The organism is Herbaspirillum sp. SJZ106, assembly GCF_006715495.1.
Taxonomy (GTDB): Bacteria; Pseudomonadota; Gammaproteobacteria; order Burkholderiales; family Burkholderiaceae_D; genus Herbaspirillum.
On record NZ_VFNI01000003.1, the window covers coordinates 415,981 to 440,381 of the forward strand.

At 62.1% G+C, this 24,401-nt stretch carries 26 protein-coding genes and 1 tRNA gene; 7 read left to right on the plus strand and 20 right to left on the minus strand.

The window, feature by feature from the left end; translation table 11 throughout:
• Positions 1 to 87: 87 nt before the first annotated feature.
• The 5 genes from trmB to FB598_RS11705 all read right to left on the minus strand — a co-directional run bounded on the left by trmB (position 88) and on the right by FB598_RS11705 (position 2,931).
• On the minus strand, positions 88 to 807 hold the full coding sequence (gene trmB, locus FB598_RS11680; protein WP_141914513.1) for a tRNA (guanosine(46)-N7)-methyltransferase TrmB: 720 nt from the start codon (positions 805 to 807) through the stop codon (positions 88 to 90).
• Between the two features lie 73 nt (positions 808 to 880).
• Positions 881 to 954: transfer RNA gene (locus FB598_RS11685), tRNA-Gly, on the minus strand.
• 221 nt (positions 955 to 1,175) lie between these two features.
• On the minus strand, positions 1,176 to 1,562 hold the full coding sequence (locus tag FB598_RS11690; RefSeq protein ID WP_141914512.1) for a hypothetical protein: 387 nt from the start codon (positions 1,560 to 1,562) through the stop codon (positions 1,176 to 1,178).
• Between the two features lie 393 nt (positions 1,563 to 1,955).
• Positions 1,956 to 2,360 (minus strand): alternative ribosome rescue aminoacyl-tRNA hydrolase ArfB, encoded by a 405-nt coding sequence (gene arfB / locus FB598_RS11700; RefSeq protein WP_141914511.1) that lies wholly within the window; start codon positions 2,358 to 2,360, stop codon positions 1,956 to 1,958.
• Positions 2,361 to 2,511: 151 nt separating this feature from the next.
• Positions 2,512 to 2,931: a YidB family protein gene (locus FB598_RS11705; protein WP_141914510.1), complete on the minus strand. Its 420-nt coding sequence runs from the start codon at positions 2,929 to 2,931 to the stop codon at positions 2,512 to 2,514.
• Positions 2,932 to 3,426: 495 nt separating this feature from the next.
• On the opposite strand from FB598_RS11705, the gene FB598_RS11710 reads away from it, so the two are divergent.
• Complete coding sequence (locus FB598_RS11710; protein WP_141914509.1) at positions 3,427 to 3,639, plus strand: cold-shock protein; 213 nt, start codon at positions 3,427 to 3,429, stop codon at positions 3,637 to 3,639.
• Positions 3,640 to 4,177: 538 nt separating this feature from the next.
• Here the strand turns inward: FB598_RS11710 and FB598_RS11715 are convergent.
• The 6 genes from FB598_RS11715 to FB598_RS11735 all read right to left on the minus strand — a co-directional run bounded on the left by FB598_RS11715 (position 4,178) and on the right by FB598_RS11735 (position 11,363).
• Positions 4,178 to 4,777: a uracil-DNA glycosylase family protein gene (locus FB598_RS11715; RefSeq protein WP_141914508.1), complete on the minus strand. Its 600-nt coding sequence runs from the start codon at positions 4,775 to 4,777 to the stop codon at positions 4,178 to 4,180.
• Between the two features lie 45 nt (positions 4,778 to 4,822).
• Positions 4,823 to 4,978: a hypothetical protein gene (locus FB598_RS20740; protein WP_183405829.1), complete on the minus strand. Its 156-nt coding sequence runs from the start codon at positions 4,976 to 4,978 to the stop codon at positions 4,823 to 4,825.
• A 106-nt stretch (positions 4,979 to 5,084) separates the two neighbouring features.
• Positions 5,085 to 5,711, minus strand: a complete 627-nt coding sequence (locus FB598_RS11720) for a trimeric intracellular cation channel family protein (protein ID WP_141914507.1) — start codon at positions 5,709 to 5,711, stop codon at positions 5,085 to 5,087.
• Positions 5,712 to 5,841: 130 nt separating this feature from the next.
• On the minus strand, positions 5,842 to 8,817 hold the full coding sequence (locus FB598_RS11725) for an autotransporter domain-containing protein (protein WP_141914506.1): 2,976 nt from the start codon (positions 8,815 to 8,817) through the stop codon (positions 5,842 to 5,844).
• Between the two features lie 503 nt (positions 8,818 to 9,320).
• Positions 9,321 to 9,530, minus strand: a complete 210-nt coding sequence (locus tag FB598_RS11730; RefSeq protein WP_141914505.1) for a protamine P1 domain containing protein — start codon at positions 9,528 to 9,530, stop codon at positions 9,321 to 9,323.
• 180 nt (positions 9,531 to 9,710) lie between these two features.
• A complete protein-coding gene (locus FB598_RS11735) occupies positions 9,711 to 11,363 on the minus strand; it encodes a PAS domain-containing methyl-accepting chemotaxis protein (RefSeq protein WP_141914504.1) in 1,653 nt (550 codons plus the stop codon).
• Between the two features lie 592 nt (positions 11,364 to 11,955).
• On the opposite strand from FB598_RS11735, the gene FB598_RS11740 reads away from it, so the two are divergent.
• Together FB598_RS11740 and FB598_RS11745 are read left to right on the plus strand one after the other, a co-directional pair.
• A complete protein-coding gene (locus FB598_RS11740; RefSeq protein WP_141914503.1) occupies positions 11,956 to 12,381 on the plus strand; it encodes a nucleotide pyrophosphohydrolase in 426 nt (141 codons plus the stop codon).
• A 61-nt stretch (positions 12,382 to 12,442) separates the two neighbouring features.
• The gene (locus FB598_RS11745; RefSeq protein WP_141914502.1) at positions 12,443 to 14,020 is read left to right on the plus strand and encodes a methyltransferase regulatory domain-containing protein; all 1,578 of its coding nucleotides are present in this window, start codon (positions 12,443 to 12,445) and stop codon (positions 14,018 to 14,020) included.
• A gap of 149 nt (positions 14,021 to 14,169) precedes the next feature.
• Here the strand turns inward: FB598_RS11745 and FB598_RS11750 are convergent, their stop codons facing one another.
• The 5 genes from FB598_RS11750 to FB598_RS11770 all read right to left on the minus strand — a co-directional run bounded on the left by FB598_RS11750 (position 14,170) and on the right by FB598_RS11770 (position 17,773).
• Positions 14,170 to 14,673 (minus strand): hypothetical protein, encoded by a 504-nt coding sequence (locus tag FB598_RS11750; protein WP_141914501.1) that lies wholly within the window; start codon positions 14,671 to 14,673, stop codon positions 14,170 to 14,172.
• Positions 14,674 to 14,847: 174 nt separating this feature from the next.
• Positions 14,848 to 15,294, minus strand: coding sequence for a DUF2325 domain-containing protein (locus tag FB598_RS11755; RefSeq protein ID WP_255464004.1), 447 nt, complete (start codon positions 15,292 to 15,294; stop codon positions 14,848 to 14,850).
• 112 nt (positions 15,295 to 15,406) lie between these two features.
• Positions 15,407 to 16,111, minus strand: coding sequence for a YafY family protein (locus tag FB598_RS11760; RefSeq protein WP_141914500.1), 705 nt, complete (start codon positions 16,109 to 16,111; stop codon positions 15,407 to 15,409).
• A gap of 133 nt (positions 16,112 to 16,244) precedes the next feature.
• Positions 16,245 to 16,616, minus strand: coding sequence for a VOC family protein (locus FB598_RS11765; protein ID WP_141914499.1), 372 nt, complete (start codon positions 16,614 to 16,616; stop codon positions 16,245 to 16,247).
• 146 nt (positions 16,617 to 16,762) lie between these two features.
• Complete coding sequence (locus FB598_RS11770) at positions 16,763 to 17,773, minus strand: bile acid:sodium symporter family protein (protein WP_141914498.1); 1,011 nt, start codon at positions 17,771 to 17,773, stop codon at positions 16,763 to 16,765.
• A 139-nt stretch (positions 17,774 to 17,912) separates the two neighbouring features.
• Here FB598_RS11770 and FB598_RS11775 point away from each other — a divergent pair, with 139 nt between their 5' ends.
• Positions 17,913 to 18,761: a LysR family transcriptional regulator gene (locus FB598_RS11775; protein ID WP_141914497.1), complete on the plus strand. Its 849-nt coding sequence runs from the start codon at positions 17,913 to 17,915 to the stop codon at positions 18,759 to 18,761.
• 63 nt (positions 18,762 to 18,824) lie between these two features.
• Here FB598_RS11775 and FB598_RS11780 read toward each other — a convergent pair whose 3' ends face one another.
• Together FB598_RS11780 and FB598_RS11785 are read right to left on the minus strand one after the other, a co-directional pair.
• Complete coding sequence (locus FB598_RS11780; RefSeq protein ID WP_141914496.1) at positions 18,825 to 19,220, minus strand: hypothetical protein; 396 nt, start codon at positions 19,218 to 19,220, stop codon at positions 18,825 to 18,827.
• Between the two features lie 13 nt (positions 19,221 to 19,233).
• Complete coding sequence (locus tag FB598_RS11785) at positions 19,234 to 20,871, minus strand: DUF342 domain-containing protein (protein WP_141914495.1); 1,638 nt, start codon at positions 20,869 to 20,871, stop codon at positions 19,234 to 19,236.
• Between the two features lie 312 nt (positions 20,872 to 21,183).
• Between FB598_RS11785 and FB598_RS11790 the strand changes: the two genes are divergently transcribed.
• Together FB598_RS11790 and mntP are read left to right on the plus strand one after the other, a co-directional pair.
• Positions 21,184 to 22,113 (plus strand): cation diffusion facilitator family transporter, encoded by a 930-nt coding sequence (locus FB598_RS11790; RefSeq protein ID WP_141914494.1) that lies wholly within the window; start codon positions 21,184 to 21,186, stop codon positions 22,111 to 22,113.
• Positions 22,110 to 22,676: a manganese efflux pump MntP gene (mntP, locus tag FB598_RS11795; protein ID WP_141914493.1), complete on the plus strand. Its 567-nt coding sequence runs from the start codon at positions 22,110 to 22,112 to the stop codon at positions 22,674 to 22,676. Before FB598_RS11790 ends, mntP begins: the two co-directional genes overlap by 4 nt.
• Positions 22,677 to 22,727: 51 nt before the next feature.
• Here mntP and FB598_RS11800 read toward each other — a convergent pair whose 3' ends face one another.
• Complete coding sequence (locus FB598_RS11800) at positions 22,728 to 23,240, minus strand: hypothetical protein (RefSeq protein ID WP_141914492.1); 513 nt, start codon at positions 23,238 to 23,240, stop codon at positions 22,728 to 22,730.
• A 162-nt stretch (positions 23,241 to 23,402) separates the two neighbouring features.
• On the opposite strand from FB598_RS11800, the gene FB598_RS11805 reads away from it, so the two are divergent.
• Positions 23,403 to 23,846 (plus strand): hypothetical protein, encoded by a 444-nt coding sequence (locus FB598_RS11805; protein ID WP_255464003.1) that lies wholly within the window; start codon positions 23,403 to 23,405, stop codon positions 23,844 to 23,846.
• A gap of 188 nt (positions 23,847 to 24,034) precedes the next feature.
• Here FB598_RS11805 and infA read toward each other — a convergent pair whose 3' ends face one another.
• Entirely contained in the window at positions 24,035 to 24,295 is a 261-nt protein-coding gene (gene infA / locus FB598_RS11810; RefSeq protein WP_050470224.1) for a translation initiation factor IF-1, read from the minus strand.
• Between the last annotated feature and the right edge of the window lie 106 nt (positions 24,296 to 24,401).

Here is a 24,401-nt window from a genome sequence, read left to right on the forward strand (position 1 = left end):
TAACACGTAAAATTAACGCGCAAAAAAAAACGGCATGCTGCAAACAGCATGCCGTTTTTCATGGCAGCGCCGAGGCGCCAGGAAGCCTCAGGCTTTCTTCTCGAATACCAGATCCCACACCCCATGCCCCAGCCGCAAGCCACGGTTCTCGAACTTGGTGGTAGGACGATAATCGGGGCGCGGCGCATAGCCGGACGGATCGGTAGAAGTATTCTTCAGCGTCGGTTCGGCGCCCAGCACTTCCAGCATCTGGATCGCATACTCTTCCCAGTCGGTAGCGCAGTGGAGATAACCGCCAATCGCCAGCCGCGAGCTCAGGAGCTGCACCAGCGGCCCCTGGATCAGGCGGCGCTTGTTGTGGCGCGCCTTGTGCCACGGATCGGGAAAGAACACATGCACCCCGGCCAGCGAACCTGGTGCGATCATATGGTTCAGCACCTCTACCGCATCGTGCTGCATGATGCGCACGTTGGCCAGTTTGCCTTCGTCCACCAGTTTCAGATAACTGCCCACGCCCGGCGTATGCACTTCCACGCCGATGAAATTCTTTTCCGGCATCAGAGCGGCGATCTTGGCGCTGGTCTCGCCCATGCCGAAACCGATCTCAAGCACCGTCGGCGCACTGCGGCCGAACGCGGCATCCAGATCCAGCGTTTCCTTGGCATAAGGCAGCAGGAATTTCGGCCCCAGCTCCTCCAGCGCACGCCCTTGCGCATTGGAAACGCGCCCGGTGCGGGTAACGAAGCTGCGGATGCGGCGCTCGCTGGGATCATAGAAAAGCGGCTTGCCGGATTTGTTCTCAGACATGGAATACTCGTGAATCGGTGAGGCGCGGCCCGGATATCCTGTTCGGAAGATTCCGGCACGAGCCGCATGGAATTGGAGCGGGTGAAGGGGATCGAACCCTCGTCTTAAGCTTGGGAAGCTCCTGCTCTACCATTGAGCTACACCCGCGTTGGGTGGGGATTATACCGGGTTACGGAGGGTCTTTTCCAACGTTGGAAATTGCTGGGGGCGTTACTGGTGCAACTGAGATGTTTGGGCTATCTTTAAAATAACTGCATTTAACGCTTCCAATTTTTTATCGAAAATTACTCTGACACTGCATCAGATAATTCATATGAATTTTTTACCGTGGGATCAGTTTTCTGCATCTCTTCTACTTAATGCCACGTCTATTTACCTCTCTTGAACCATCGATTGAGAATGCCCGACGCGTCTTTATTTTTCTCAAATATTCGTTCGCGCACAAGTTTCCCCGTCTTGTCATGTAAATCAAGATTCAATTCTGTGGACTCGAATATAACTTTCAAATCGATATCGTTTGAGTGACATACTTCAGAGAATTCCTCAATCGCTTGATGATATTTCGGATCGGATACTGCTATAAACTTTACTTCTGCGGCTTCCTTTTGTCTTGCGTGATGCCAGCCAATAACAATTTCTTTGAATACGCGCATTTCCTGCACAAGTTCGTCGGGGTTTTGAAGCTCAATGGAAAGAACAAGGACGAAAAGATCTTTTCCACGGCTGTCTTTTTTACTGAATTCCTTTTGATTCACTTCAATTTTCCCTATCGAGTGGTTTGCTCAGAATATAACTCAAATTGCCACCGGTTAATTTGAAAATGACTTTATTTGAAATAATCTACGTGACAATAAAAGTTAAAGAGCATAAATCCAAACATCTCAGTTGCACCAGTAACGCCCCCAGCAATTTCCAACGTCGGAAATAACCACCCGTAACCCGGTATAATCCGTACCCAACGCGGGTGTAGCTCAATGGTAGAGCAGAAGCTTCCCAAGCTTAAGACGAGGGTTTTTATCACTGCACCCACAAAAGAAAATGAGATTGGTAGACAGGCGTTTCTGACACTCCCTCCGCTGGAAATACTAATAAAAAAACCAGCCACAGAAATCCCGAAACTTATCTTTTTCTAATCATTAGGTTCGGCATCAATCACGAACCTTGCCCCGCATCGACTTGATTTCACCGTGCTGTTTCTTTGTTTGCAGGCGTCTGCGCTGTGAGCCACGGGTCGGTCGGGTCGGTCTGCGCATGATCGATACCTGGGTCACGAGCGCCACCATTTCCTGCAAGCGCTGCATGGCGTCGGCCTTGTTCTTTTCCTGGCTGCGGTGTGCCTGGGCCTTGATGATGACCACCCCTTCCTTGCTGATGCGATGGTCCCGCAATGCCAGCAGGCGTTGCTTTACCTCGTCCGGCAAGGACGATGCCCGGATATCGAAACGCAGGTGGATGGCGCTCGATACCTTGTTGACGTTCTGCCCGCCTGCGCCTTGTGCGCGAATGGCAGTCAGTTCGATTTCTTCGTCGGGGATGAAAGAGGGGGAAATGATGGCGGCCTACGATGGCAAAGCATCATTCTAGCGGCTGCGGGAGCGCACGTTGACCTGAGGGCGCAAAAGATTCCATCGCAAGCCAGCCTTGCCTGGCGCTTGCGAAACCGCCATGCCGCCGGCGCGGGAGGCCAGCGGCATGGCGCGGAGATTATCCGAACAGCTTGCCCTTGAGCAAGGCGAGGCCTTGTTCCAGCAGTGCGTTGTTATCGGTTATCTGGCCGTTCGGACTGAGGTGGTCGATGACTTGCGGCAGCAGTTGCGCCAGCCCGGCCGCGGCATGCTCCGGCGCCACGCCGGCTTGTTGCGCGACTTGCGCCAGCGAATCGTCGCCGAGCGCGCTGGCGATCTGGTCGCCGGAAACCGGCTGGTTCTGGCCCGCGCTCAGCCAGGATGCCACCTGCTCGCCGAGGCCGCCTTGCTGCAACTGGGCCAGCAATCCTTGTACGCCGCCGGCCTGGTTGACCAGCGACATCAGGCCGGACAACAGCGCCGAAGATTGCGTCTGATCCTGGGATTGGGTGCCGAGATTGCCCAGCACCTGCCCTGCGAGTTGATCGAGTAAGCCCATTATTTTCTCCTTCGGATGCGTCGCAACGGGAGCCGTTGCGAGCGGGTTGATAGTGATGAGACATCACAGGCGGGGTGAAGCGAAGGCATGACAAGCCAGTTGGCCGGAAACAAAGACATGAGGCATGAAAACGGCTGGCTCTCGCGCTGATTGTAAGGTGCGGCAAGACATGCCGCCGATTTTACGATGGCGGTGTGGCGATGGCGCAACGTCGTGGAATTCCCGTCGCGGCAAGGCCTGTTCGCCAATGCCGGCGCTTGCCTTGAGGATGTGTTTATTGTTGAGCTAATCGCACAAAAGGCAGGCTTTTTGTGCGGCGGGCCAAAACCGTGTATAATGTGTCCTGTACTTGCATCAAGTCGTATTCCTTGTTGGTTCAAATTCCGCCTGACTGTTGTTTCCCCTCCGGTCGTTCTGTTTTCTTTCCTTCGGTTTCATTTCTTGGTCTCAAGTGCCTTTCGGGCATGTTAGCCCTATTCAACCAAAGGAAATATCATGAGCACACAAACAGGCGTAGTTAAATGGTTCAACGATGCCAAGGGCTTCGGCTTCATCACTCCCGATGCAGGCGGCGCGGACTTGTTCGCCCACTTCCAGGACATCCAGTCCACCGGCTTCAAGAGCTTGTCCGAGAACCAGCGCGTGTCGTTTGAACGCAGCGTTGGCGCCAAGGGCGAGAAGGCCAGCAACATCAAGGTTATCGCCTGAATTTTATTGCGCTCAAGCCTGAACGCTATCGGATGTCCATACGCAACAGATAGCCAGGCAGGGTAGCAGCCAAGCGTCTTTACTTCCCCCGGTTGACGGATATCCGCAGACCGGCACCTTGCAGATAGCATGGGTCGGTAGATTGAACCGGGGATGTGACGACGCAAGCGCCTGGGCAAGTCCGGCATCAGCCTGGATTTGCCCAGGACCCGGCCGGCCTTCGCGGCCGCATGCCAGCGTGCAGATAGCACGGGCATGCAGGATGCGAAAGCCGGCCAAGCAAATAGTTTATTAAAGGTCGTTGCCAGGCGCTCAGCCAAGAGCGGGCGCACGGAATCAACGACCGGCTGTATTTGAAATGGCACCGATCGGATGGATCGGGCTGTTTGATCAGGCGGCACCATGCAGATGGCATGGGCTGCGGAAAATCCAGAATTAATCGATGAACGGCCCACTTTTTGGTGGGCTTTTTGCGTTTACGGGCGTCGAGCGCCGCTGCCGGCCGGGGATGGCCAATATTGTCCCGATGACAGTGGCTTCAGGCGTTACCGGCGCCGCCGAGCAGCAGGGCGATCCTGCTTCGCAAGTCCGGCAGCAGCTCCGTTTCAAACCAGGGATTGCGGCGTACCCATAGCTGGTTGCGCGGGCTCGGATGCGGCAGCACGATGACATCGGGCGAACGATTGCGCCAGTCCAGGACCGCTTCAGTGAGGGAGGGGTAGGCCGAAGGGTAATGGTAGGCCAGCGCATATTGGCCGATCACCAGGGTCAGCGCGATGTTGGGCAATTGCGCCAGGAGGGCGGCGCGCCATTTCGGCGCGCACTCGGGGCGGGGAGGCAAGTCCCCGGATTTTCCTGTGCCCGGATAACAGAAACCCATCGGCAAGATGGCGACCGCATGCGGATCGTAGAAAGTCGCGCGGTCGATGCCCAGCCAGAGGCGCAGCCTGTCGCCGCTGGCGTCATCGAAAGGAACGCCGGACATGTGCACCTTTTTGCCCGGCGCTTGCCCGGCGATCAGCACGCGCGCCTGCGGATGCGCCTGTATCACGGGGCGCGGGCCGAGCGGAAGGAACGCCGCACAGGTAGTGCATTGCCTTATGTCTGCCAGCAGCGAATTGAATGTGCGAGATGCCATGGGAAAATCATACCAAGAGATCCGCCTGGCCGCCCATGTTCACGTTCAGTGCGGGCCGCCGCGCCCGCCGCCGTCGTTCCAGCCGCCACGCCCGCCATCGGGGCCGCCGCCTCCCGGTCCGCAGAACCACGGCGCGCATACGCAGCCGCCCAGGGTTGCCAGCAGCAGCGTCGCCGCGACCGCCGTCGCAAGTTTCTTCATGAAGCCTCCTTGAATCATTCCGGTAAGGCTGCATTGGACACTGCGGGCTTGCTAAGCGCGGTCAGGCATTTGCAACAAATGGTTTCGGGTGGCAGGGCGCCGGGCTTCAATCGAAGCCGCGGATGCGATCCTTGTTCAGCCGCGGCAATTCCCAATGGAAGCGGATCGCCAGCAGCCGTACCGCGCAGCCCAGCAGCAATGAGCTCAGGGTGGCGATGTGCGGGGCGATGCCGAGATGCAGGATGCCGACGTACATGGCGCCGGTCAGCAGTGAGACGCTGGCATAGATTTCACGGCGCAGGACCAGCGGGATCTCGTTGCACAGCACATCGCGCAACAGGCCGCCGAAGACGCCGGTGACCATGCCCAGGAGCACCACGATGGCCGGGTGGAAACTGGAAAAGCCGCGCGCGATATCGCAGCCGATGATGGTGAAGGCGACCAGCCCCAGCGCATCGACCACCAGGAAGGCCGACTTGAAATGATGCAGGGCACGCGCGGCGACGGCCGCCACGACAGCCGCGCAGATGGTGAAGGCCAGGTATTCCGGATGCGCCACCCAGCCCAGCGGATAGTGCCCGATCAGGACATCGCGCACCGTTCCGCCACCCAGCGCCGCCACCGTGCCGATCAGGCAGATGCCGAAGATGTCCATGTCCTTGCGGATGCCCATCAAGGCGCCGGAGACGGCTTCGGCGCAGATGGCGAGCAGGTAGATGTAGTGCAGCAGCATAAAAGGCTTCCCTCATTCTGTGGCCGGGCATGCATCTGGCCGCGGGCCGGTGCCGAATTATAGGGCCGGCGAGGGTGATGCGCCTGTTCCCGTCGCATTGGGAGCAGGCGCCTGGCGCTGATGCCTATGCTTACCAGCTGCTCCTGATGCCCACCAGGAAGCCGAGATTGCTCTGCCGCGAATTGTATTGCACCTGCGCATCTGCGAAGAGCGACAGATGGCTGTTGGCCTGGCCCGACAGCGTCAATCCGCCAATGAGGGCGTCGCGCGGTATTTCTGCGCCATAGGTGGAGAACGTGATGCCGCTGTCCTGGAACTGGCTGGTCATCGGCGCGTTGGCATTGCCGAAATCGTGCGACCAGATCAGGCGCGGCTGCAGCAGGATGTTGTCGCCGACGGCCAATACCGCTTTCGTGCCCAGCAGGGTTTTGACGGAATGCTCGCTGCGTGGATTGACTTGCAGGTTCAGCCCCGGTGCGCCGCTTTCGGTGAAGCCGTCGGTCTTGCCATGCGTCCAGGAAAGGCCGGCGAGGGGGCGCAGTATCCAGTTCGACATGGGAATGTCGTAAGTGGCTTCGCCATACAGCGACAGGCTGCGGCTATGGAAGTCGGCAATCGCGGTCTGCTGCAGGCTGCCGAAGGCCATGCGGCGTTCGGTATGGTTGCTGTTGCGGGCGATGTTGAACGAGCCGCTGAGGTTCCAGTTGCCGGTGGCGTATCCCGCATAGAGCGCCGCGGCATTGCCGCGCGAGCGCCCGGTCACGGCATCGTCCGTGCTGAGGTCGCTGTTGCCGTGATTGAAGGCGATGCCAACCACCAGATCCCTGGCGACCTGCGCATCGAAGCCGATGCTGGTGCCGCCATCGCGCAGGCGCGAGGCCGCATTCTCGGCATCGCCGCCGGTATTTTGCTGGCTGCCATAGCGGCGCAGCCAGAGGCCGGCCTGATTGCCTTGCCCGTCGGGAACGCCGCCGTTCAGCGAGAATTTCGACTGTTTCTGCAAGGACTGCATCAGGTCATCGACGTTATCGTTGGCGGCCAGCATGATGGGGGCATCCTGTGCAGCGGTGCGATTGGTCCAGGGATTGGACACGATGCTCAGGCGGCCCCGCAACTGGTTGCCGAAACTATTGGAAAACGCCGCACCCGCCTGTTGCGCCGATACCAGGCCGGCGCCGTGGACAGCGGCCAATGCGGCGCGTGCTTGTGGAGCGGACAGGCTGTCGAGTTGCATCACTGCCGGATGGTCGGCATTGGCGGCGGAAGATGCGATCCGTTCCAAGGCTTTAGCCGCAGCTTGTTGATTCCGCGTGGCAGCAAGATTGCTGTATTTCATATCATTGCGTGAGAGTGTCAGCCGCACCTGTTTGCTGGTGTAGTCGAGCGTGGGCGTGAGAAAGGCAAGATTCGAGGTAACGTTCGAGAAAGTGCCGGTACGCGTATCGGCCTCAAGGATGGCGTATTGGGTATGGCGGTTATAGATGCCGCGATCGGCCAGGACTTGTACCGTCCCGCCGTTGATGGTGGCGTTGCCGGCCTTGACCTGATCCACCTGGCCTGAAGCATTGGCTTCTACGCGAAAGCGCGCGCCGGGATCCAGAACGAGGTTGTCGGTCACCGTCAGCCGCCCGATCGAATTGCCGGGCGAGAGGATACCGCCTTGGGCGATGCGCAGATTCTTGAGCGTGCCGTTGCCGCCCAGCGTGCCCGTGTTATTGACCGTGACGTTGGAGGTGAGCGAGCCGTTGACGATCAGGGCGCCGCCATTGACCGTGGTGGCGCCGGCGTAGGTGCTGTTGCCGGTCAGTACCAGCGTGCCGTCGCCGCGCTTGATCAGGCCGCCGGGGCCGGCGATATCGTTCTTCCAGATATCGAAGTCGCCGAATCCCGCGATATCGTATCGGCTGCCGGCTTGCTGGTTGACGTCAAGGTCGCGATAGAGATAGCTTGGGCCACGATATGCTGCGGGCAGGTTGATCAAGCCCCATGTCGAATTGGCCTGACCGGGCTGAATCAACCATCCTGCCAGCGAATCCTCGGGATAGGCGCTTCCGGCCAGGATATCGCGCCAATCATTTGGATTCAGATAGGGAAAGCGCATCCGCAGCAGGTAAGCGGCTTCCGCGGGGAGCCTGTCCGGTGCAAGCCGTGCGTCGGACGATCCGGTGCGCATACCGTAATACCCGATGCGGTCTTGTTGCGACCGGTGGAGATCGGCGACCGGGGTGTCCATGGCCAGCAGGCATTGAGACAGAGGTACATCGCAGGCGCCTTCCATGGATTGGCGCGCGGCCCTTGCGGCGGTGGCGATTTCGGATGCGATCGTGTCGTTGGCCATTACCTGCGCCATGGTGTAAAACATGGCCATGCGCGACGCGATGGTGTCGGTGGCGAAATGGGCATCCCGCACGAGACGGCTTTCTGCGTACTGAAGCGCTCTGGCATAGACCTCTTCGCCTCTTTCTGGAAACATCGTTGCCATCAAGAACGCTTGCCGATACCCGTTAAATGAGTGTCCGCTGGGGAAAGAACTTCCAGGTTCCTCTCTGGCACCGGGTATGAAGTTGCCGTTTTCATCCAACGCATCCCTGGGGCGCGCGCGTTTGTGTTGATCTTTGAGAATGAAATCGATACCAACGGTTGTTCTTCCGTCGGCGTGAGGAGGGTAATTGTAGGTTGTTCTGGAAAGGAATGTCGCTCTATTGTGTAACCTTTGCAGGTCGAGGAAGCCTTGGTGCGTATTTAATTGCAATCCCTGTGTTGAACCTGCCATCGTTTCTCCGAGCGCGCTCCTGAGGAAAGTTTTATACGGGTGGTTGCGGCGTTCTATAGCATCTTGTCTTGCTAATTGAGCGCGTTCAGGATCCTCCCTTCTAATGCGGCGATAGTTTATGGCCGTCAGGCGATCGATATTTTCGATATCCGAACCAGGTTGAGGGTAATGCGTCAGTATGTTGTCGCGCAAATTCACGAACCAGCTGTCGCGGTTGGCCTCGATGAGACTTAGCGCGGTAGCAGAAGAAGTGCCGGCCCAGGCGGAATGGGCAGCAAGCAGCCCGAACATGACAAGGGAATATGTCGCTTTCAGTTTTAATTTCGGTTTCATTGGCGGATAGCTTCACGGACTGGTGGAAAGGCCGGCCTGTTTCCTTATCGATGTTCGAACGGATGCATGCGGACAGGAAGACATCCCGGGCTTGAGGCGTGAAGAATGCGGACGGCTTATGAACGGAATATGAAAAAAACGGCAACAAGAAAAAGGTTCATCGGAACCGAAATTTATTCGCTCAACGCGTGAACGTTGTTCGTCTTTTTGTTGAGTGCATTTCGACATGGCGCATCGGATGCGCCTGAAATTTTTCTGCGAGGGAGGCGTCGCCCGCGGTATTTATCGGTGCTTCAACCTGGTATTGAAGTCGCGCATGCGGGCGAGGAGATGGCGGCGTTTGCGCCGGAAGTCAGGAGGGGGCATGCGCACAGAAAACGAACGCAGAGGCCGCGCATGCCCCGGCATGGCGGCCCAATGAAAAAGGGAGGCCATTGGCCTCCCTTGCATAGCGATATGGCGTATCAAGCAGGGAGCGGCGGCATTGCCCGCCCCCTGTTTGTTCAGGCGCTGGTATCGATGATGTTGCCGATCTTCTTGAAGCCTGCGGAGATGTCGTCGCCAACAGTGTTGGCGGCGGACTTCACGGTATCCACCGTGGTGTCGTAGGCATCGCCGATGTCGTCGCCGACTTCCTTGATCACGTTCTTGATCGGTTGGACGACGGTGTTGTAGAAGCTGCTGTTGCCGGAAGAAACGGATGACACGCTCATGATGGACTCCTTGTCGTATGGATGATGCCTGCCGCCGCGGCCGCCATGGCCGCGGCAGGGCATGGCTGCATCATAGCCATGCAAGGTGTCAGCGTGAATGCCGCCACGCCCGCCTTTCGGGTAAAGATGTGCAAGTCAATGTAAAGACCGGCGGCAGCCGGGCCGCCGTCCTTGTGCGCGCTACGGCCGCGCCAGCCGCGGTACGGCCATCGGCAGCGCCGGTACGGAGGTCGTCGCGATCTGGCGTTGCGGCGGCGCGCCGTCGCCGATCTTGAACACGGAAACCGCCTGGCTCAAGCGGTACGCCTGGTCGCGCAGGTTCTCGGCAGCGGCGGCGGCTTGCTCCACCAGCGCGGCGTTTTGCTGCGTGGTTTCATCGATGGAGTTGATCGACTGGTTGAGCTGTTCGATGCCGCCGCTCTGTTCGCGGCTGGCCATGGTGATCTCGTTCATGGTGACCGCCATGCCCTGCACCGCGCTGCGTATTTCATCCATCGCATGCGCCGTTTCGCGCACCAGCAGGTTGCCGCTTTCCACTTTGCTGCCGGAGTCGTCGATCAGGGTCTTGATGTCCTTGGCGGCCGCCGCCGAACGCTGCGCCAGCGTGCGCACTTCTGCCGCCACCACCGCGAAGCCGCGTCCCTGCTCGCCGGCGCGGGCGGCTTCCACCGCCGCATTGAGCGCCAGGATATTGGTCTGGAACGAGATGCCGTCGATCAGGCCGATGATGTCGACGATCTTGTTGGAGGCGGTGCTGATCTCTTCCATCGTCATGCCCATGCGCCGTACCGATTCGCTGCCGCGGTTGGCGATGTCCGAAGCCGATTGCGCCTGGCGGTCGGCATTGGCTGCCGAGTCGGCGTTCTGGCGTACCGTGGCGGCGAACTGTTCGACGCTGGAGGCGGTTTCTTCCAGGCTGGATGCCTGGGATTCGGTACGGCCGGAGAGGTCGAGGTTGCCGCTGGCGATTTCCTGCGTCGAGACCGCGATCGATTCCACATTGCGCCGCACGTCGCCAATGATGGAGCGCAGGTTGACGTTGAGTTGTTGCAGCGCTTGCAGCAGCAGCCCCATGTCGCCGCGCCGGCTGGTGTCGACCTGCAGGTTGAGGTCGCCGCCGGCCAGGCCGTGCACGGTGCTGATGGCTTGTTTCAGCGGCGCCACGATGGCGGCGTGCAGCATGGCCCAGGAACCCAGCAGCAGCGCGATGCCGGCGACGGTGCCGGCCCATACCGGATAAGGGTTGGCGCCGGCCGTTTGCACGGCATGGCCGGCGATGAGGCCGCCGGTGCCAAACATCAGCGCGAGCACGGCCATGACCAGGCCCAACCTGCGTGCGATGGAGATGTTGCGCAGGTTCAGCAGCCAGCCGGCGAAACCGCCGCGCACGGCGGCGCCGCGCCGGATCCGCAGGCCGCCTGCCTGGCCGGCGCTGAAACGGCGGTAGACGGCGTCGGTCGCCTGCACCTGTTCGCGCGAAGGGCGTGTGCGCACCGACATGTAACCGACCGTCTGGCCGTTTTCGCGCACCGGCGTGACGTTGGCCTGGACCCAGTAGAAGTCGCCGTTCTTGCAGCGGTTCTTGACCAAACCATTCCACGGCAGCCCCGCTTTGATCGTGGCCCACAAGTCGGCGAAGGCCTCGCGCGGCATGTCGGGATGGCGCACGATATTTTGCGGCGCGCCGATCAGCTCCTCTTCGGTGAAGCCGCTGATTTCAATGAAGTAAGGATTGACGTAGGTGATGTTGCCCTGGAGATCGGTCTTGGAGACGATGGATTTGCTGTCTTCCAGCAGACGTTCGACCGTGGTGACCGGCAGGTTCTTGCGCATGCGATTTCCCCCTTGCGTTAGTGCGCCGGGCCCGCGCCGTTGGCTGGGCCGATGCATATAGTTATGGATACGGCGGCACTATCCCCTAATGCCGCTGCCTGGCAAACTCAAACTATCGCTACTGCGTGCGGAACTGGATACGTTGGTAAGGCTTGGAATGGATCACGCCGGCAAGCAACGCGAGGTCGCTTGCCGAGTTGGGCCAGAAGGCCTTTTTTTGATTTGGCGCGAGTCGTCATTGTTGGCAGATTTTCTTCGGTTTTTCAAGCGGTACCGGCCGCCGGCGCGGCGTATTGGCCTGAAAGTTGATCAAACTGCAATGTAATGTGTTGTAAAAATATAAGTGATTAATGGTTACGTATCGCCACGTGGGAAATATGCCGCGCCGCCAGGCGCCTTAAGGTGTTGGCAGTAGCTGGAACACCAAGCCTGGCGGCGCTGCTTCCACCGGCGGCAGTTGGTTGACGGCCACTTTCGTCATGCGTTGCCGGGATGGTTGAGGGCGCGGCAGGAGAAGGCGTGGAGAGGGTCGCTACATGGGCGATGGTGATAAAGTGAGCGCTTTTCCCATAGCCTTGCGCATTAGCATCCCATGAGCACCCGACAGGAACCCATCTCCGACCTTATCGAACTGCGCGACATCATCCGCCAGTTTTCCGGCGAACGCGACTGGCTGCGTTTCCATACCCCGAAGAACCTTGCCATGGCGTTGTCGGTGGAGGCGGCGGAGCTGATGGAGCATTTCCAGTGGCTGCCCACTGGTGCCGACCATGAGCTCGACGCCGCCGGCCGCGAAGGCATACGGCACGAGATGGCCGATGTGCTGGTCTACCTGATCCAGTTGGCCGATCATGTCGGCGTCGACCTGCACAGCGCGGTGCTGGAGAAGATTGAGCTGAACCGCCGCAAGTATCCGGTCGAGCTGGCGCGCGGCAGTTCACGGAAATATACGGCTTACAGTGCCGACAGCGGCAAGGACGACACGACTAATCACAATGGCGGCGGCAGCGGCGGCTGATGCCGCCATCGTTACCGCTGCCGTCTGATAACGCCAATGCCATCCCCGCAGGGAGCCCCCCTTGAATAATTGGAACGACGGATACGTCTTCGACATCGCCTACACCTACGGTTACTACCCCGGCATGAACCCGGCACGCCTGCCGCTGGCGTTCGCCTTCCACGGCCTGCGGGCGCCCGTCGTGCAGACGGCTTGCGAACTGGGGTTCGGCCAGGGCTTGTCGACCAACTTCCATGCCGCGGCATCGGGTACGCGCTGGTGGGGCAACGATTTCAATCCAATGCAAGCCGCTTTCGCCCAGGAGCTGGCCGCGGCCAGCGGCAGCGGCGCGCAGCTGGAAGACTCGAGCTTTTCGCACTTCTGCCGCCGCGAGGACCTGCCGGATTTCGATTTCATCGCGCTGCACGGCGTCTGGAGCTGGGTCTCGGAAGAAAACCGCGCCATCATCTTCGATTTCATCGACCGCAAGCTCAAGCCCGGCGGCGTGCTTTACATCAGCTACAACACCCAGCCCGGCTGGTCCGCCTTCATGCCGTTGCGCGACCTGATGGTGCAGCATACGCAGCAAGCCGGAAACGACGAACAGGCGCTGCCGACCGAAGCGCGCATCGATGCCGCGCTGGATTTCGCCGCCCGCATGTTCGATGCCGACCCGGTGTACGCCCAGGCCAACCCGTTCATGCGCGACCGCCTGAAGATCCTGCAGCAGCAAGGCCGCGATTACCTGGCGCACGAATACTTCAACCGCGACTGGCACGCCGAATCCTTCGCCCGGATGCACCAGCGCCTGTCGCAGGCCGGCCTGCAGTTCGCCTGCCCGGCCCACTACGCCGACCATCTCGACATGGCCAACCTGACGCCGGCGCAGCGGCAGTTCATGCAGGGCGTGGATGACGCGGTGATGCAGCAGAGCGTGCGCGACTTCATGGTCAACCAGCAGTTCCGGCGCGACTACTGGGTGCGCGACGGGCAGCGGCTGGACGAGCGCCAGCGGGTGCAGGCGCTGGCGCTGCAAAGCATCGTCTTGCTGACCGAGCCGGACAAGGTGCCGCTGACCATCCAGAACGTGGCCTCCGAGATCACCCTGAACCGGCTGATCTACGAACCCATCCTGCAGGCACTGAGCGACTACCAGCCGCATACGCTGGTCGACCTGGCGGCGTCGCTGGCGCATCGCAACCTGAATTTGTCGCAAGTGCTCGACTCGGCGCTGATGCTGATCGGCACCGGCCATGCCGCGCCGCTGCCGGCCGAACCGGTCGAGCTGGCTGACGATGCGCGCGCGGAGATCGCGCGCCGTACCCGCGCGCTCAATGTGCATTTGCTGAACAAGGCGGCCCAGTCCGCGCCGTCGGCCATCGAAGGCGGCGTCGGCCACCTGTGCAGCCCGGTGACCGGCGGCGGGGTGGCGGTCGACCGCATCGGCCAGCTGTTCCTGCTGGCCTATCTGGAGCATGGCGAGCAGGTGGATGCATGGCCGGCGCTGGCATGGAAGCACATCAGTGCGCAAGGCAAGAAACTGGTGCGAGAGGGAGTACGGCTTGAAGGCGAGCAGGAAAACCTGGGCGAGCTGGCGACCCAGGCGCAGCTGTTCGCGCGTACCCGCCTGCCGCTGTTGCGCGCGCTGCAGGTCGTGTGACCGGCGCGCGAGCGGCGTGGATAAAGCGTTACACCGGCCGACAGGGGGTTACGCAGGCCAGCCATCTGCCTGAAGCCTGAATGTTGAAAAAGCCGCGCATCGGATGATGCGCGGCTTTTTTTGTCGGCAGGCTCAGAACCTGTTCAGGCTCAGGGCTGTTGCGGCGCCGGCACCAGGTACTTGGACTTGGCGCAGTACATCTTGGCGTTGGTATCGTTGTAGACGATCTTGCTGCCCGCCTGCGAATGGCGTACCGGATAAGCGGAATTGTCTTCCGGCGTGAAGCGTATGCCCACAGTCGAACTGATGGCGTCGGTCAGCCTGACCGGGGTGGCGTTGAAGAAGGCGCCGATGAAGTCGGCCTGGCTGTTGCTGTCGTTGACCAGCAGGTCGGTGACCTGCACCCCCCACAGGTTGACATTGGTGGCCTTGAACCAGTAGGCGCCGCCTTCGGTCTTGTACGGAGGGCCGAAGGCTTCGTAGAGGTAGTCGTAGAAATATTTGCTGTTGAGCTGGTTCAGGCACAGCAGGGCATTGCCGACTTCGATGCCGAAGCTGGGTTGCGGCGCGGCTTGCGCAACCGGGCCCACGCCGGCCGAACAGGCCAGCGCCAGCGCCGGCAGGCTTGCGGCCAGGCGACGTACGATTTTCAAACAAGCTCCCGAGGATGATGCCGGATCGGCTGGTTGTCACTTTGGAACCTGTTTCCGCTCCCGGCAGGGCGCGCGAACAGGTTCCTGACCATCGTGTATGGTCGTGGGAGTCGATTGTAGGTGGCTTTGCCGATTTTTTCCAATCGGCATGATCGGCAACAGGTTCTTGGCGCCTCAGCGTGCGCTTCTGAGCATGCGTTCGCCGCGCGCCGAGGGGCCGGTCGCCGTAGGGTGTCGCTGCGCCAGGCTGCCCAGGCCGTCGAGGAAGGAGGCGATGCCGGTTCCCTTGACCAGCACGCAAGGCTTGCCCAGCTTCTTGCAGGTGCTTTTGACCAGGTGATAGGCGTTGTGGCTGATGTTGCCGGAGGCGCAGATCACGATGTCGGCCGCGGCCAGCATCGGCGCCAGGCGGTGCAGGTTGTCTTCGCGGCCGCCGTCGTGGTGGATGAAGCGGCCGTCGCGCGTTTCGATCTCGGCGCGGTAGTGGTTGCGCGCCCCGGTCAAGCCGCCCACGCACAGCACACAGCGGTCGTCCAGTGAAATGCGCACGGCAGGCTGGGGAGCGAGGGCGGATGGCGCAGGCGCACGGCCTGCCTTGGTGCGGCGGTTTTCTTTTCGCATGGGGTGGCCCGGAAACGATAACGGCTCAAGCCTAACCCTGCGGCTACCCCGGACGAACGAATGAATTTGCATCTGCATATGCGGTTTGCGCCGCCATGCGCCGCGCGCTGCGTTATTGCAGCGTCGAGCCCTGTTCCTTGCGGTCGCGCCGCATGGCGCGCACGAAGTCGGCCAGGCGGCGGCCGTCGCGATCGGGATAGTGGCCTTGTTCGTTGAGCTGCTGCACACGGTCCAGGCGGAACGAGCGGAAGTCGTTGCGCGCTTCGCACCATGCGGCCAGCAGCCAGCTGCCGCCGAAGAAAGCCAGCGCCAGCGGCCAGACCACCCGCTGGCTGGCGCGTTGCTGGGCGTCCGAATAATCCAGGAGCAGCTTGTGGCGGCTGCTGATGGCCTGGCGTATCCGTTCCAGGCATTCGCCTTGCTGCGGATCCATTTGCGTGTCGGGCGCGAACAGCGGCGTGGCCTCGACGAAGTCGCGCTTGTCGCGCGGCAGCGCCAGCACCACCTTGGCCAGCGCGGAGGCGGCCGAGGCCGACAATTGCGGGCCGCCCCAGGCTTGCACCATGCGCATGCCGATCACCAGCGCATCGATTTCATCGGCATTGAACATCAGCGGCGGCAAGTCGTAACCGGGTTTGATGCGATAGCCGACGCCGGCCTCGCCATCCACCGGCACGCCCGACAGCGAGAGATCGCGAATGTCGCGGTAGACCGTGCGTTCCGAAACCGACAACCATTCGGCCAACTGGCGCGCGGTGGTGAGCCTGCGCCCGCGCAGGTATTGGGTGATCTGGAACAGTCGGTCGGCTCGGCGCATGGGAGGCAGGGAAAATGCGGTGCGCGCCATTCTGGCACGCACCGGCCGGCTTCGCCACCAGCTTCGATGTTGCTGTGCAATGCGGCCGCGATGGGGCGCGCATATCGTTGTCGTCCGCTTGCGCCGGCGATGCTCAGTTCATCGCGTGCAGTGCGACCCGGTTGCCTTCGGTGTCGATGAACTGGCAGATATAGCCCAGCTCCTTGGGCAGTTGGGTTTTCTCCATGGCGATCTTGCCGCCGGCGGCTTCGATGCGGTCGATCACGGCCTGGATCGACGGGCCGGCATCCAGATACACCAGCGTGCCCTGGGACGAAGGCTCGATCCAGTCGCCGCCGGTCAGGCAGCCGATGGACTGGCCGTCATCGCGGATGAAGATCGCCATGGGCGATTCTTCCTCCAGGCTTTCCAGGCGCAGCTTGGTGGCGAACACGGTTTCGTAGAAACGGGCGGCGCGGGTCAGGTCCTTGGTGGCGATTTCGAACCAGTTGACGTTGGTTTGCATGGTGTCTTCCTTTCGTTGTGCATGTGGTTGAGGATGCCGCCGATGGCGGGCGGCATGCGACGCATCATGCAGGCAGGCTCCTGACAGCGTGGTGTCAGGAGCCTGAGAACCTGTTTGTCGAAGAAAGGAAAAACCGGAGACGAAATTCAGCGGCCGGCGCCGGCTACGGCCGGGGCGCTGTCGGTCTGGTTCTGCTCCTGGCGCTCGTGTTGTTCGGCATAACGGCGCGCCAGCACGGCGCACAGCATCAGCTGCATCTGGTGGAACAGCATGATGGGCAAGAGCACGATGGCCGCGCCGCTGCCGGCAAACAGCACCGAGGCGATCGGAATGCCCGAGGCCAGCGACTTCTTGGAGCCGCAGAACACCAGCACGATCTCATCGCCGCGCGGCATCTTCAGGGCCCGCGCGCCATAGGTGGTGATCAGCAGCACCGCGCCCAGCAGCACCGCGTTGACCAGCAGCAGCAGCGCCAGCTGGCCGGGCGGGAACAGGTGCCAGATGCCTTGCGCCACGGCGGCGCTGAAGGCGGCGTATACCGACAGCAGGATGCCGCCGCGGTCGACCACGTTGACAATCACCTTGTGACGGTTGATCCAGGCGCCGATCCACGGACGCAGCAGGTTGCCCAGCACGAACGGCAGCAGCAATTGCAGCAGGATGCTGAGCACCTGCGACAAGCCGCTGCCTTCATGGTGGCGATGCAGCAGCAGGGTCACCAGCAGCGGCGTGACCACGATGCCCAGCAGGTTGGACGCGGTGGCGCCGCAGATCGCCGCCGGCACGTTGCCGCGCGCGATCGAGGTGAAGCCGATCGACGATTGGACCGTGGACGACAGGGTGCAGACGAACAGCACCCCCATCCACAATTGCGGCGTCAGCAGGTCCGGCGCCGCGGCTTTCAGCGCCAGCCCCAGCAATGGAAACAGGATGAAGGTCGAGGCCAGCGTCAGCAGGTGCAGCCTGGGTTGCTTGAGGCCGGAGATCGCCGCCTCGCGCGACAGCTTGGCGCCGTGCAGGAAGAACAGCAGCGAGATCGCCACGTTGCTGGCCACATGCATGAAGCCCTCGAAACGGCCGGTGGCCGGCAGCAGCGTGGCCAGCAGCACGGTGCCGATGAGCAGTTGGGTGAAGCGGTCGGGGAGGAAGCGTTTCATGGCAATGGACGGGGTTCGGCGGTTTTCCGCCATGATAGGAAATCGTATGGCTATCGGGAACCCCTTTGATCGCGTTGACTGTGATCGGAAAATTCGATGACAATGGCATCTCTTCCAACGTTGCCGATGGCGCCCCATCATGCTCAATCCCGTCTGGCTGCAGACCTTTACCACCGCCGCCGCTTCCCGCAGCTTCACCGAGGCCGGGCGCCAGCTCGGGCTGACGCAATCGAGCGTGAGCGACCATATCCGGCGGCTGGAAGAAAGCGTGGGGCGGCGCCTGTTCGTGCGCGACACCCATTCCCTGGCCCTGACCGCCGATGGCGAGAGCTTGCTGGTGCATGCGCGCCTGATCCTGCAAGCGTATGCCCGCGCCGAGGCCCAGTTCAGCGGCGAGCGCTTGCGCGGCCGGGTGCGCTTCGGCACTTCCGACGACCTTGCCATGGGGCCGCTGCCGGACATGCTGGCGGCTTTCCGCAGCCAGCATCCGGAAGTCGAGCTGGAGATCACCATTGGCCTCACCAGCGAGCTGTATGCCTTGCTCGACCAGGGCAAGCTGGATTTGCTGGTGGGCAAGCGGCGCAGCGGCGAATCGCGCGGGCACAGCATGTTTTCCACGCCGATGCAGTGGCTCACCCGGCCGGAGACGCAGGTCGACCTGTCGCAGCCGCTGCCGCTGATCCTGTTGCCCGAGCCCAGCATCACCCGTGCCGCCACGCTGCAGGCGCTGGGCAAGTCGGGCCACCATTGGCGCATCGTCTGCACCAGCGGCAGCCATGCCGGTTGCATGGCGGCAGCGCGCGGCGGCCTGGGGCTGTCGGCCTTGCCGCAGCATCTGGCCTCGCGCGACCTCACGGTACCGCTCAACAATGCCAGCCTGCCGCTGCTGCCCGATGTGGAATATGTGGCGCTGACGGCGCGCCGCTTGTCGCGGCCGGCGGATACGCTGTACCAGATCCTGATGTCCAGCCGCCTGAGCCGGGGTTGAATGGTCTGAGCTTGCGCCTGGCGGCGTTGATCGGCGCTTAGTTGGGGCGCTTGGTCGTGGCGTTTAGTCGGCGTCGACCACCAGCGCGGGCCGGTCCAGTGCGCGGATGCGGCGGTCGACGAAGTAGCCGCCGGCTTCGGTATAGCGCAGGTAATGGCGGCCGCACAGCGTACAGCGCGCCACGTTGCAGCGGTTATAGGGAAAGTAGCGCGGCGCCACCGGCGCTTGCGGCCAGTCGTAGCGTGTGCCGTCGGGGTGGTATTCGGCGAAGGTGGGTTCGTCGTAGGGATCGGCGACCAGCGTGCCGATGTCGGCCAGTTGCTGTTCCGGCAGCGCCAGCGGCAGGCTGATCCAGCCGGCGGCGTCGACGCCGCGGCAATTGCATGCCTGGGTCACGGCGGCGGAGATCTGCGCCAATGTGCGCAGCTCGGCCGCGCCGAGCCTGGGGAGGTCTGCCATAGGTAAAAGGATCTTACTTTTTCGGGTTGTAGCGGATATCGCCCTCGAACAGCTGCGCGGTGCCGCCGCTGAGGTCGGACTGCACCGGCCATACCTGGTGCCCGATGCGCAGTTCCGTGCCTTCATAGACCGCCTTGGCGACGACAATCCGGGCATCTTCGGCGGAGACCATGCCTTCCTTCATCTGCGCCACGTCTTCCAGCAGCGTCTTGACTTCGTAAGCCAGCGCCTTGCGCTTCTCGCTGGTTTCGAAAAGGATTTCCGGCGTGGCCTTCTCGGGGTTGAGCTTGTAGTAGCCCTGCTGCTTGATGGTGCGGTCCAGTTCGGCCACCTTGCGCGCGTATTCCTGTTCCTTGATGGCGATCTTTTCTTCGAGATAGGGATCCAGGCCCACCTGCACGCGGGTCAGGTTGCCGGTGGGGGCGCCGATGACGTTGGCGCGGATCATGTTGGTGGCCTCGACGCGGCCGCCGATGATCTGGCCGGTGCGCGGGTTGCCCTTGCCCACCGTGATCTGGTCGCCGGCCAGCAGTTCGCACTGGCGCGCGTTGCCCAGCACCAGGATGTTTTCGCCGGCTTCGATGTGGGCGCTTTCGGCGAACATCACCTGCACCGAGCCCTTGGCGCTGATGCGCGAGGCGATGGACGTGGTGCCGGCCGAGGCGGCCACGCCTTCGCTGTGGCCGATCACGCCGCCCTTGACGGTGACGTTGCCGCCGGCCACGATCTCGGCCGCCTCCACGGTCCCGTTCACCACCACGTCGCCGCCCACATGCAGCTTCATGCCGGTCATGACGTCGCCGGAGACGCGCACCGTGCCTTCGAAGGTCAGGTTGCCGGTGGACAGGTCGACGTTCTCGATGTCGATCACCGGATTGACCTTCACGCCGTTCTTGATCACCGTGGGCTGGCCCGGCACGATCGCCACCAGCAGGTTGGGATCGTCCGCGCTCGGTTCGGCGCCGACCGATTCCTTGGCGAACGGGACATCGGCGACCGGACGCGCCGGCACCTTGCCGCCGCGGATGTCGATGCCGTCCTGGCCGGGAACCGGCGGGATGCGGCGCATCAGCGGGTCGCCGGCGGACACCAGCAGCAGGTAACCCATGTCGGCATAGGAGATGACGGCGTCTTCCTCGATTTCGGCCAGCTCTTCCTGTTTTTCTTCCAGCAGGCTTTCGAAGCGCGCCGGTTCGGCCGGCGTGGGCATCAGGCCTTGCGCGATGACCAGCTTGTTGCAGTGGCCGGCGGCGAGGGCGCCGCGCAATTGTTCGTGCAGGATGCCGTAGGTGATGCCGGCGGCGCGGATCGCATTGACCACCTCCACGCTCTTGGCGCGGCCCCCGAACGGAGCCACCAGCGTGAGCGAGGCGCTCATCAGGTCGTCGGCCACCTCAAGTGCGAATTCGCCGTCGCGGCGCTGCGCGATGACCTGGCTTACCGCTTCCGTGGCGCCTTCGGCCTGGCGCACGAAACCGTTGAGGACAGAATCCTGGAAGAACAGCTTGGTCAGCCCATTGTCCGCCATGGCCTGCTTCAGGAAGGCCAGGGTCAGCGGCGGGAAGCCCGCCATCGGGGTGAAGGTTGCGCTCAGTTCGCCGCTGTCCCTGTCGAATGCGAACGACAGCGGTTGCGGAGTTGCTTGTGCCATGCTGTTCCTCGGATGAGTTGCTGCTCTTGGTCTGCCGGAGCGTTTTCGTCGGTTGCCGTGGCCGCGGCGCGATGACTCGCAACCGTTCTCCTTCGATGCGGCAGGAGACTGCCCATCCGGGACGAACCTTGCTGAAATTGATCTTGTACATGCAAGATCGCGCGTTTGGCGGAGCAATCGGCCACGGGCATTCCCTTGCCCGGCGGCTGACATTGTATTGTGGCAAGATGATCCTGCAATTTGATCGATAGCACAAGTTTTGCCGGTATTTGCGGATATTTAAAGCTCGTCCCAGGGTATATAGTTGACGATATGTTAAGCGCCGAAAAAGAAAACGCGCCCGATGCCGAAGCCCGCTACCGCGCCGGCAGGGTCAGCACGATGGTCAGCATCGTAGTCAACGTCGGCCTGACCGCGCTGCAGATCGCCGCGGGGATCCTGTCCGGTTCGCAAGCCCTGGTCGCCGACGGCGTGCATTCGCTGTCGGACCTGGTCTCCGATTTCGTGGTGCTGTTCGCCGCGCACCACAGCCGCAAGGAGGCCGACGCCGACCACCAGTACGGCCACCAGCGTTACGAGAATGCCGCTTCGCTGGCGCTGGGCAGCCTGCTGCTGGCGGTGGGCATCGGCATGCTGGTGTCGGCCGCGCACAAGATCCAGGATTACGGCCATACGCCGCCGGTGCACAGCGCCGCGTTGTGGGTGGCGCTGGCGGCGCTGCTGGCCAAGGAATTGCTGTTTCGCTACATGCTCCGGGTGGCCGAGCGGGTACGCTCGGGCATGCTGGTGGCCAATGCCTGGCATGCGCGCTCGGACGCCGCTTCTTCGCTGGTGGTGGCGCTCGGCATCGGCGGCAGCCTGCTCGGCTTCACCTTGCTCGATCCGGTGGCGGCCGCGGTGGTCGGCTTGCTGGTGGTGCGCATGGGCTGGCGTTTTTTCTGGGCGGCGTTGAACGACCTGATGGATCGCGCCGTCTCCGAGGAACAATCGCAGGCCATCCGCCGTACCCTGGAAGGAACGCCTGGCGTGCAGGGTTTGCACGACCTGCGCACACGCAAGATGGGCGACCTGACCCTGGTTGACGTCCACCTGGAAATCGATGGCGCGCTGACCGTGGCGCAAGGCCACGCCATCGCCGCGCTGGCGCGCCAGCGCGTGCTGGATGCGCACCATGTGCTGGACGTGATGACCCACGTCGACCCGGTGGTGGTTGAGGCGCCTCCGGCGCGGGCCGCATCGTGAACTTCCCCGCTCTTGTCCTTCTCGCATTCGCCATGTCGACCGATGCCTTTGCCGCGGCCATCGGCAAGGGCGCAGCCATGCGCCAGCCGAAATTCCTGCAAGCGCTGCGCATCGGCTTGCTGTTTGGCGTCATCGAAGCCATTACCCCGCTGATCGGCTGGCTCGCCGGTTCGGTCGCCACCCAATGGGTGGCGCAATGGGATCACTGGATCGCCTTCGTCCTGCTGCTGGTGCTGGGCGCGAGCATGATCCGCGAAGGCTGCAGCGGCGGCGATGAAGCGGCCCGGCCCGAACCGAGGAACCAGTCGGTGCCGATGCTGGCGCTGACCGCCGTGGCGACCAGCATCGATGCGATGGCGGTGGGCGTGGGCCTGGCTTTCGTCGACGTCAGTATCGTCGAAGCCGCGTTGCTGATCGGATTGGCCACCACCATCATGGTGACCATCGGCGTGATGCTGGGGCGCCTGCTGGGCAGCGTGGTCGGCAAGCGCGCCGAGATCGTCGGCGGCGTGGTGCTGATCGGCGTGGGCGCGGCGATCCTGTACGAACATTTCGGCGCCTGAGGCCATTGCTGCCGCGGCGGCGCACCGCGCCATGACAATGCCGGCGCCGGGCTAGCCGGGTTTGCGATAGTGGCTGGCCACCCAGCGTCCGGCGCTGTCTGCGTTCAGTTTGTAGTTGGGGGCGACCTGCACCCTGGCCAGCATTTCGCCCATCTCATCCCAGGCCGTCAGGTCGGCGTAGGGAAAGTCGTCGTCGGGCACGATATCCAGGGTCACCTTGATCGAAGCGCCGTCATCGCCATCGACGGTGACGTGCTTGTGCAATTGCGCATGCAATTGCTGCTCGCTGCGGCGGCGGAATTCCGATGCGGTTTTCACCAGCGTATTGAACGCGGACTTGTCCAGCGGCTTGGGATTCTTCTTGTCGCGGCCCATGGTCCAGGGGCCGATCAGCGTCGGTTCGCGTTCCCCGTCGCGCGTCATCTCGACGGCCCAGCCGTCGTCATCGTCATTCTTGATGATGCGGGCGGTCCAGCCGTCTTCACGCCACAGGCGCGCTTCATTGATGACGTCCAGGTCGGGGGCGGAATCGTCGGCGGAGGCGGTGGCGTCGAAGTCGGACATGCGGGAAAGGAAAGAGGTTGAAAAGGCCCGCCATGATAATGGAATGGCGGCGGGGATGCTGACAGCAATGCAGGCAGCGCAGCGCACATGCGCATGGCGTTGCAATGAAGGCCGCAACGGCAGCCGGCACGCTATGCTACGATGCCCCGAACAATCATTTGAATGGCAACGCACATGGCGCAATACGGCGCAGCTTATCGCGGCAGGCACATCACGGTCGACTACCAGGAAGACGCGCGCAGCGGCGATGTGCGCTGCGTGGTCAAGGTCGGCGATGTGGCCTATCCGAATATCCGCGGCAATCCTTTCCGCTCGGCCGCTGCGGCGCAGGCGACCGGCGCCGCGTTCGCGCGCGCCGTGATCGACGCCGAGCTCGACGGCGACGCGGTAGAGCATCGCGGCTACTTCATCCGCGTCAGCAGCATCGAACAGCGCGACGGCAGTTGGGTCGGCAGCTACCAATTCCACCGCAACGACAACCCGGTGCCGTTTCGCCGCGTCAGCTGCGACGGCTTCCGCGGCAATTCCCCGGTGGAAGCCGAAGAGTACGCGATCGGGATGGCGCAGAAGGCGATGGATGCCGATATCGCCGCGGGAAAACTCTGAATCTTTGCCGATGCGCCGGCGTCCAGCCGGTCCGGCATGCCCCTGAAAAGGAAAAAGCCCCGATCTGTCGGATCAGGGCTTTTCGCCTGCGTTTTCTTGCATGCGGTTTTCTATCGATACCCGACTTGAACAGACCGTCGCGGCATCCGGTCCTTCCGGACAGTGATGCCCGCCCGGCCCCGGGCGCCTTAACGGCGGCGGGGAGGCCTCGGTCCGCTGGATGTGCGGTTCTCGATATGACGGAAGATGATTCTTCCCTTGCTCAAGTCGTAAGGCGACAATTCAAGCGTCACTTTGTCGCCCGCCAGGATCTTGATGAAATTCTTCTTCATGCGTCCCGCGCTATAGGCGATCAGGGAATGTCCATTTTCCAGATCAACACGGAACCGCGAGTCAGGCAACACTTCAGTTACCTGGCCCTGCATTTCGATCAACTCTTCCTTCGCCATTCAGTCTCCGAAACAGGTGAGCCTGGTGCAGGCCGGCAAACCGTTGCACGCAACTCGTTAAAGGGTATTTCCCAGGTGAGAACTTCTTCGCGCCGGTTGCGCAAGA